The organism is Methylobacterium gregans (assembly GCF_022179245.1).
Classification (GTDB): Bacteria; Pseudomonadota; Alphaproteobacteria; order Rhizobiales; family Beijerinckiaceae; genus Methylobacterium; species Methylobacterium gregans.
On the sequence record NZ_BPQM01000055.1, the window covers coordinates 1 to 8,677 of the forward strand.

Annotated in this window: 8 protein-coding genes; 1 reads left to right on the plus strand and 7 read right to left on the minus strand. The window is 70.1% G+C overall.

The features are described 5' to 3' along the window. Positions 1-95 precede the first annotated feature (95 nt). The gene (hpnH, locus tag MFF54_RS12085; RefSeq protein WP_238303108.1) at positions 96-1,259 is read left to right on the plus strand and encodes an adenosyl-hopene transferase HpnH; all 1,164 of its coding nucleotides are present in this window, start codon (positions 96-98) and stop codon (positions 1,257-1,259) included. Between the two features lie 126 nt (positions 1,260-1,385). On the opposite strand, the gene MFF54_RS12090 is transcribed toward hpnH, so the two are convergent. The 7 genes from MFF54_RS12090 to MFF54_RS12120 form a co-directional block, all read right to left on the minus strand. Then, a complete protein-coding gene (locus MFF54_RS12090; protein WP_238303110.1) occupies positions 1,386-2,075 on the minus strand; it encodes a phosphorylase in 690 nt (229 codons plus the stop codon). Positions 2,076-2,135: 60 nt separating this feature from the next. After that, the gene (gene shc / locus MFF54_RS12095; RefSeq protein ID WP_238303112.1) at positions 2,136-4,133 is read right to left on the minus strand and encodes a squalene--hopene cyclase; all 1,998 of its coding nucleotides are present in this window, start codon (positions 4,131-4,133) and stop codon (positions 2,136-2,138) included. 153 nt (positions 4,134-4,286) lie between these two features. Then, positions 4,287-5,576: a hydroxysqualene dehydroxylase HpnE gene (hpnE, locus tag MFF54_RS12100; protein WP_238303121.1), complete on the minus strand. Its 1,290-nt coding sequence runs from the start codon at positions 5,574-5,576 to the stop codon at positions 4,287-4,289. Next, positions 5,573-6,424 (minus strand): presqualene diphosphate synthase HpnD, encoded by an 852-nt coding sequence (hpnD, locus tag MFF54_RS12105; protein WP_238303113.1) that lies wholly within the window; start codon positions 6,422-6,424, stop codon positions 5,573-5,575. The genes hpnE and hpnD overlap by 4 nt, the downstream gene beginning before the upstream one ends. A 15-nt stretch (positions 6,425-6,439) precedes the next feature. After that, the gene (hpnC, locus tag MFF54_RS12110) at positions 6,440-7,324 is read right to left on the minus strand and encodes a squalene synthase HpnC (protein ID WP_238303115.1); all 885 of its coding nucleotides are present in this window, start codon (positions 7,322-7,324) and stop codon (positions 6,440-6,442) included. Further along, entirely contained in the window at positions 7,321-8,349 is a 1,029-nt protein-coding gene (gene hpnA, locus MFF54_RS12115; protein ID WP_238303117.1) for a hopanoid-associated sugar epimerase, read from the minus strand. Before hpnA ends, hpnC begins: the two co-directional genes overlap by 4 nt. A gap of 128 nt (positions 8,350-8,477) precedes the next feature. After that, the coding region (locus tag MFF54_RS12120) for a hypothetical protein (protein ID WP_238303119.1) at positions 8,478-8,677 on the minus strand (200 nt) is incomplete at its 5' end.

Here is an 8,677-nt window from a genome sequence, read left to right on the forward strand (position 1 = left end):
AAAATTCCTCAGTTCCAGGGATATAGCCTGGAACTGAGGAATTTTTCGCGTTAAGCAGCCCCCGACCCCGGGGCCAACGACACAGGAGCCGCATCTTGGGAATCCCCCTCCGGTACGTCGCGAAGATCGGCGGCTACATCCTCAAGCAGCATCTCACAGGCCGGAAACGCTACCCGCTCGTGATGATGATGGAGCCGCTGTTCCGCTGCAATCTTGCCTGCGCCGGCTGCGGCAAGATCGATTACCCGGACGAGATCCTCAACAAGCGCCTGCCGGTCGAAGAGGCCCTCGAATCGGTCCGCGAGTGCGGCGCGCCCGTGGTGGTGATCGCCGGCGGTGAGCCGCTTCTCCACAAGGATCTGCCGAAGATCGTCGAGGGGATCATCGCCCAGAAGAAGTTCGCCATCGTCTGCACGAACGCGCTGCTCCTCGAGAAGAAGATCAAGGAGTACAAGCCGAGCCCGTACTTCACCTGGTCGATCCATCTCGACGGCGACAAGGAGATGCACGACCAGTCGGTCTGCCAGCGCGGCGTCTACGACAAGGCCGTGGCGGCGATCGCGAAGGCCAAGGAGATGGGCTTCCGCGTCACCATCAACTGCACCTTCTTCAACAACTCGTCCGCCGACAAGATCGCCGACTTCTTCGACTCGGTGACCCGCATGGGCATCGACGGCATCACGGTCTCGCCGGGCTACGCCTACGAGCGCGCGCCCGACCAGAAGCACTTCCTCAACCGCAAGGCGACGAAGGAGCTGTTCCGCGGCGTGTTCCGGCACGGCAAGGAGAAGGGCCGCGAGAAGTGGACCTTCCAGCAGTCGGGCCTGTTCCTCGACTTCCTGGCCGGCAACCAGACCTACCACTGCACCCCCTGGGGCAACCCGACCCGCACCGTGTTCGGCTGGCAGAAGCCCTGCTACCTCCTCGGCGAGGGCTACGCGGCGACCTTCAAGGAGCTGATGGAAGAGACCGACTGGGACGCCTACGGCACCGGCAACTACGAGAAGTGCGCCGACTGCATGGTGCACTCGGGCTACGAGGCCTCCTCGGTGGTCGATTCGGTGCGTAAGCCCTGGAAGCCGGTCCTGCACGCGATCCGCGGCATCCGGACCGAGGGCCAGATGGCCCCCGAGGTCAGCCTGGAGAACCAGCGCCCGGCCGAGTTCGTGTTCTCGCGCAACGTCGCCCAGAAGCTCTCCGAGATCAAAGCGTCGGGCGTCGACACGAAGCAGGAAGCCCGCAAGCGCAGCGCCGCGTAACGCGGAGCTTTCACTGCGCATGAGATCGACCCGTGGCCGGCACCGGCCGCGGGTTTTTTCATGTCTGCAGGCCAAGAGCCTTCCGGCAGGGTCTCGAGGCGCGGGGCTGAGACCCGGCAAACCCGATCAGGCGCCGGCCGGTAGCCCGAGTCCTGGTCCGAGCGCTCGGCGGCAGCGCGTGAGCGCCGCGAAAGCCTTTGAGGAATCGCGCCCGAGGCGGATCAGCTCACGCACGCGCGCCCGGCCGCGCAGCAGGGCGCCGAGCACGGCGCGAATGTCGGGCTCGCCCTCCGGGGTCAGGGCCGCGGCCGCGAAAGCGGGCAACGCTCGCTCGGCCGGATCGCAGACGACGCGGAGCGCCGCGAAGGGCAGGTTGTGGCGCTGGGCGAACGCGGCGGCGACATGCGATTCCATATCCACGGCAGCGGCTCCGCTCGCCCGGTGCAGGTCGGCTTTCGCTGCAACGCTCAGCACCGCCGCGTCGGCGCCGGCAAGATCTGCCTGGACGAGACGCGAGCCAGGGGCCGACAGGGCATGGGCGAGAGACGCGACCAGAGCGGGATCGGATTCGAACCGTCCGGCCAGCGAGACGATGCCGGTCGCGATCACCACGTCCCCCGGCCGCAGGGCGGGATCGAGGCCACCCGCGATGCCGAAGCTGACAACCGCCCGATAGGCCGGCGCGGAGCGGGCGTCGAGGAGCCGGGCGAGACGCTCTGGGTCGCCGCCTGCGCCGACAGCCTCAACGCCGGGGCCGGCCGCCAGACGGATCTCCTTCGCGAGACCACTGACCGCCAGGACGGGGAGGGTGACCAATGCGCAGATCTCCGGTCGGACCGAGACGGTCGCGTCCCCGTGTGGCAGGGACGCGGGCCCTCACATGCCGAACTGCACCTGCCGCGAGTTGCCGCGCTTCAGGTTGCGGTAGCGGGCCATGGCCCAGAGCGGGAAGAACTTCGGGTAGCCGTGATAGCGCAGGTAGAACACCCGCGGGAAGCCAGTCGCCGTGTAGCGCTCCTCGTTCCAGAACCCGTCCGAACCCTGCGTCCGGGTCAGGAAGTTGATGCCGCGCGCGACAGCCGGGTCCTCGCACTCGCCCGCCGCCATCAGGGCGAGCAGCGCCCAGGCGGTCTGCGACGCGGTGGAGGAGCCGGGCTCGAAGGCCGGGTCGATCTTGTAGCTCGACGCGTCCTCGCCCCAGCCGCCATCGGGATTCTGGATCCGGATGAGCCAGGAGACCGCCTTGCGGATCTCGGCACTCTGCGGATCGACGCCGGCCGCGTTCAGCGCGCACAGGACCGACCACGTGCCGTAGATGAAGTTCATGCCCCAGCGGCCGTACCACGAGCCGTCCGCCTCCTGATCGTTCAAGAGATAGGTCACGCCGCGGTCGAGGGCCTTCGAGGTCGCGCGGGTCTCGCCGAGCTGCGACAGCATGGAGACCACCCGGGCCGTCACGTCCGCGGTCGGCGGGTCGAGCAGCGCGCCATGGTCCGAGAACGGGATGTGGTTGAGGTACATGTGGTTGTTGTCGGCATCGAAGGCCGCCCAGCCGCCGTCCTTCGACTGCAGCCCCTCGACCCACTCGCGGGCGCGGGCGATCGAGGCCTTGTAGTCCGGCATGCCGGCGACCAGCCCGTGCTGGCGCATGGCGCGGTCCATCGACATCACCACCACGGCGGTGTCGTCGAGGTCGGGGTAGTGGGCGTTTCCGTACTGGAAGGCCCAGCCGCCGGGGCGGACGTCGGGCTTGGTCGCGGCCCAATCGCCCTTGATGTCGAGGATCTGGCGGGGCTTCAGCCAGTCGAGCCCGGCGCGTGCCTGCGCCTCGGCCTCGGGCCCACCGGCCTCGAGCAGCGCGTGGCTCGCGAGCGCCGTGTCCCAGACCGGCGAGACGCAGGGCTGGACATAGGCCTCGTGCGGCTTCTCGACGACGAGCTTCTCGATGGCGTCGCAGGCGATGCGAACCTGCGGGTGGTCAGGACCATAGCCCATCACCTCGTACATCAGCACCGAGTTGACCATGGCGGGGAAGATCGCGCCGAGGCCGTCCTCGCCGTTCAGCCGCTCGCTCACCCAGGCGCGGGCCATCTCCATGGCGCGCTTGCGAGGGGCCTTGGGGAAGCGGTTCTCGGTCTTCTGAAGGACGCGATCGATGAAGCCGAAGATCGGCGTCCACGGCCAGGTGGCATGGGGGCTGCCGGGCCAGGAGCGGACCGATTCGGGCGGCGTGACGAACAGTTCCTGCACGCCGATGCCGCGCGGGTTGCGGGCGCGCGGCTTCGTGGCCTGCAGCACGAAGAGGGGCACCATCACGCAGCGGGCCCAGTAGCTCACCTTGTCGAGGTGGAACGGGAACCACTTCGGCAGGAACATCACCTCGACGGGCATCACCGGCACGGCGCGCCACGGCACCTCGCCGTAGAGGGCGAGGAGGAAGCGGGTGAAGACGTTGGCGTTGGCCGCGCCACCCCGGGAGAGGATCGCCTCGCGGGCGCGGCGCATGTGCGGCGCCTCGATGTCGTCGCCGATCATCTTCAGCGCGAAATAAGCCTTCACGCTGGCGCTCATATCGAACGGCCCCTCGTGGACGAGGGCCCAGCCGCCGTGCGGTCCCTGCGTGCGCCGCAGGTAATTGCCGATCTTGGCCTCCAGGCCGGGGCGGGGATTCGTGCCGCGGAACTGGTGGTAGAGGACGTACTCGGACGGGATGGTGGCGTCGGCTTCCAGCTCGAAGCAGATGTGGCCGTCACCGTGGGCGAGATCCGTGAGCGCACGCGTCGCCTGCGCGATGCTCCGCTCGACGGCGTCGAGGGTGATCCCCTGCGTCTTCGGGCGCTGCAGCGCCTCGATCTTGCTCACGGCCTCTCTCATCGTCCTCGCCTCTCGGACGCCGGCGCGACCGAAGGGCCTGCAGCGCGCGTCGCGTGTCTGATCAACCGAGGCCGTAACGCGGACGGGCCGCAAACGGCTTCGGGACGCGGAACGAAAATCCCGCGCCTGATTCTCAAGCCCTCGGCTTCTGCCTCAGGCCGCTCCACGCGTGCGTGTTGCACCGCACGCCAGTGCCCGCGCCGCCGTGCGCCCGGAGCGGATCGCGCCCTCGATGGTCGAGGGCAGGCCGGTCGCCGTCCAGTCGCCCGCCAGGACGAGATTGTCGTAGGCCGTCTCCGCTCGGGCGCGCCGAGCCGCCTCCGCGGGTGTCGCCGCGAAGGTTGCGCGCTTCTCCTTTACGATCTGCCAGCTGGGCAGTTCCCGCGCAAGATTGCTGAGTTGGGCGATCTCGCCCCAGATCTCGCGCGCGAGATCTTCGCGCGGCACGTCGAGAAGACGGTCGGCCCCGCTGATCGTGACCGAATACCGGTCCGGATAGGCGAAGAGCCACTCGGTGAGGCCGTTCACCACGCCGAGAAACAGCGGGCTGCCGGGCTTCGGAGTCACAGCGAAATGCGCGTTGACGATCGAGCGGTAGGCCCGCGGCGTCGGCAGGTCGGGCAGCAGCTCGGAGGCGACCCACGGGGGGAGGGCGAGCACCACCGAATCGTCCGGACCGAGCTCGGTCGGCCCATCCGAGAAGTCCAGGCGCTCGACGCGACCGCGCCCCAGACCCAGCGCGCGCAGGCGCCGGCCGAAGCGGATCGTTCCGCCCTTGGCCTCGATGAAGCGAACCGCCGGATCGACGAAGGCCGTCGACAGCCCCTCGACCGCGACGAGTGGCCGGCAGGCCTGGCCGCCCGCGCCCAGCGTCTCGCGCAGGATCTTCGCGGCGAGACCGACATCGCTCTCCCGCGGGTCGGTGTTCAGGGCTGCGAGCAGCACCGGGTGCCAGAGCCGCTCGTAGAGCGGCCCCTCGCAGCGCATATGGGCGCCGATCGTACCGCCCTGACCGTCCTTCTGGCCGGCGGCGGCCATCAGGATGCCGAGCGGCGCGAGGTAGTCGCGGGCGCGGGTTCCCGGGACGCGGCGGCCGCGGCTCAGGACCCACCAGGGCAGGCGGCCGGCATTCGGGCGGAGCTGCCAGCGCTCGCCGGATCGGAGGTCGGCGAAGTCGAACACGGCCTCGTCCGGACCGGTGAGCGCGTCCGCCGGAGCGCCGATCACGCGTAGGAAATCGAGTGTATCCGTGTTGCCCGACAGCAGCAGGTGGTTGCCGTTGTCGATGGTGAGCCCGAGGGCCGGGTCGTAGTAGGAGCGGCAGCGCCCGCCCGCCTGTTTGGCCGCCTCGTGCAGGACGACGTGCGCGCCGCGCTGGCCCAGCGCGACGGCGGCGGAGAGCCCGGCGAGGCCCGAGCCGACGACGTGGACGGTGCCCATCAGACGATCCCGTGCCGTAGAGCCACCCCGATCAGGGCGAGCTTGCCGGGCTTCACCCGGGCGCGCGGGGCGGCCCAGCCGCGCCGGAGCAGCGCGACGAGGTAGAGCCGGTAGGCGGCGGCCATCAGGCGGGCGGCCTTGGTGGCACGGCGCGGGTTGCGGCGGATGATCTCCCAGGTCGCCCGGTAATGGCCTTCGGCCTCCTTGGCCAAAGCGGCGCAGACCTCGCCGATGCGCGGGTGGGCCATGGCGGCGGCCGGCGTCGGGTTCTCCAAGCCGATGGCGGCCAGCGGCTCCCGGGGCAGGTAGAGGCGGCCGCGCTCGGCGTCCTCGTCGATGTCGCGCAGGATGTTGGTGAGCTGAAGCGCACGGCCCTGATGCCAGGCGAGGCGGATCCCGTCCTCCTCCGGCATGCCAAAGATGCGCACCGAGAGGCGGCCAACGGCGCTCGCGACCCGGTCGCAGTAGAGGTCGAGGGTGGCGGCGTCGGGCGCGACGATGTCCGTGAACGCGTCCATCGCCATGCCGTCGATCACAGCATGAAAATCCGCGCGCTTCAGGTCGTATTGCTGCACCGGGCTGACGAGGTCGCGCACGCGGGCCGGCGGCTTGCCGGCGTAGAGCGCGTCGATGTCGGCGCGCCAGCGCTCCAGCTCCGCCGCGCGGATCTCGGCGGGCCCCCCGTCGTCGGCGACGTCGTCGACGGCCCGGCAGAAGGCGTAGACGGCGTACATCGCCTCGCGCCGCTCCTTCGGGAGGAGCCGCATGGCGGTGTAGAACGATGAGCCGGCGGCCGGCAGGGCAGGAGCCTCGGCGGCGGGCTGGGTCGCGGTGTCGACGGCGGCGGTCATGATCTCGGATGTCTCTCAGGCCGCCGCGCGCGTGAGCCGGCCGCGGAAGGACCGGCGGACGAGCGCGCCGGCGGCGGCCCCCAGCGCGTTCAGCGCGAAGGCGGCCTTGCCGTGGTGGACCTTCTCGGAAAGCGGGTCGCGGGTCAGCAGGCCGCGGGTGAGCAGCACGGCGAGGCGGTGGATCGCGGCGATCTCCATGGAGAGCCGGGCGTCGTCGATGAGGTCGGGGAGCGCCCGGCCCTCATCGAGCAGGTCGAGCGTGCGCTGGGCGAGCTCCCGGATCACGGCGCGCAGCTGCGGCGTGGCCTTCGCCTCGCCCAGCATCTCCACGGTGGCACCGTGCTTCCGCAGCGTCTCCTCCGGGATGTAGACCCGGTTCATCTTGGTGAAATCCTTGCCGCAATCCTGCAGGTGGTTGAGGATCTGGAGGGCGGCGCAGATCGCGTCGGACGCTTCGTAGACGCGGGCCGGATCCTCGCCGTGCACGTCGAGGACGTAGCGGCCAACCGGCATCGCCGAGTAGCGGCAATAGTGGATCAGCTCGTTCCAGTCGGCGTAGCGGTTCTTGCGCGCGTCCATCCGGAAGGCGTCGAGCAGTTCGAGCGCGTGCAGCGGTGGCAGGCCGCGGGCCGCGAGTTCCGCCTTCAGCGGCTCCGCCTCGGGGTCGCCCGGCCCGGCCCCTGTGAGCGCGTCCGCAAGGCCGTCGAGGAGCGCGATCTTGCCCTCGGGCGACAGGTCCGGGTGGTCGGCCACGTCGTCGCCGGCCCGCACGAAGTAGTAGAAGGCCAGGATCGGCGGGCGGTTCTTCGGATGGATCAGGTGAGAGGCGACCGGGAAGTTCTCGTCGCGGTGCCCCTTGCCGGAGCGCGTCGCGGTCGCCGTGTCGAGGGCGGCGTTCATCGCAGATACCCCGCGGTCCGGAACCACGCGATCGCGTCCTCCAGACCCTGGCGGTAGGGACGGGCGGTGTAGCCGAGCTCGGCCCGAGCCTTGGCGTCGGAGAAGAACATCCGGTAGCGCGACATGCGGATACCGTCGATGGTGGCGAAGGGCTGCTTGCCGGTGACGCGTGCCGCGAGTTCCGCGAAGAAGGCGACCGGATAGACCAAGCCGCGCGGCAGGTTGACCGTCGGTGGCTTGCGCCCGACGATGTGAGCGATGTCGGCGAGCATCTGCGACAGGAGCACGTTCTCGCCGCCCAGGATGTAGCGCTCGCCGGTCTGGCCCTTCCGGAGCGCCAGCAGGTGGCCGGCGGCGACATCGTCCACGTGGGCGAGGTTGAGGCCGGTATCGACGAAGGCCGGCATCTTGCCCATCGCCGCCTCCTGGATGATCCGGCCGGTCGGCGTCGGCTTCACGTCGCGGGGGCCGATCGGCGTCGAGGGGTTCACGATCACGGCCGGAAGGCCGTCGTTGGCCACCATCTCCTCGACCACGCGCTCGGCCACGACCTTGCTGCGCTTGTAGGCGCCGATCGCGGTCTCGGGCGTCAGCGGCATGGACTCGTCGGAGGGCGTGATCCCGTCCGCGGGCGGGCGGATGGTCGCGACGCTCGAGGTGTAGACCACCCGCTCGACGCCCGCGTCGAGGGCCGCACGCATCATCACGCGGGTGCCGTCGCGGTTCGTCCGAACGATCTCCTCCATGTCGGGCGCCCAGAGGCGGTAATCGGCCGCGGCATGGACGAGATAGCGCTGGCCCCGCATCGCCTGTGCGACGGCGGCCGGATCGCGCATGTCGCCCTCGGCGATCTCGACATCGGTCCACGTGAGGTTCTTGCGCGGGCTCGTCGCGCGCACGAGTATGCGGACGGGAAAGCCCGCTGCCCGGAACACGTCGACGAGGGCCGGGCCGAGGAAGCCGCTCGCGCCGGTGATCAGCACGGGGCCGGGTTCGGAGGGGCCGGTCTGGGTCGCCTCTGCCATCACGCTCGTATCGTCACGAAAGCGCGGTGCGGGCGAATCGGCCCATTGTGCTGCACCGCGGTGCGGGCGCTTGTGTCATCGAACGCCGCGGGGAACAAGCGGGGCCGGCGGACCGGCCCCGTCGTGTATCAGGCCAGACGCAGGCGCGAGCGGCCGTCCTGACGCTCGGGCAGGACCTCGTTGACCTTGGCAACGATCGCGGCGGCGTCGAGGCCGGCCTCGGCGTACATCCGGTCGGGCGTGTCGTGGTCCTGGTAGGTGTCCGGCAGCGTCAGCGTGCGCACCCGCACCCGCATCGCGTCCAGAACGCCCCGCTCCGACAGCAGAT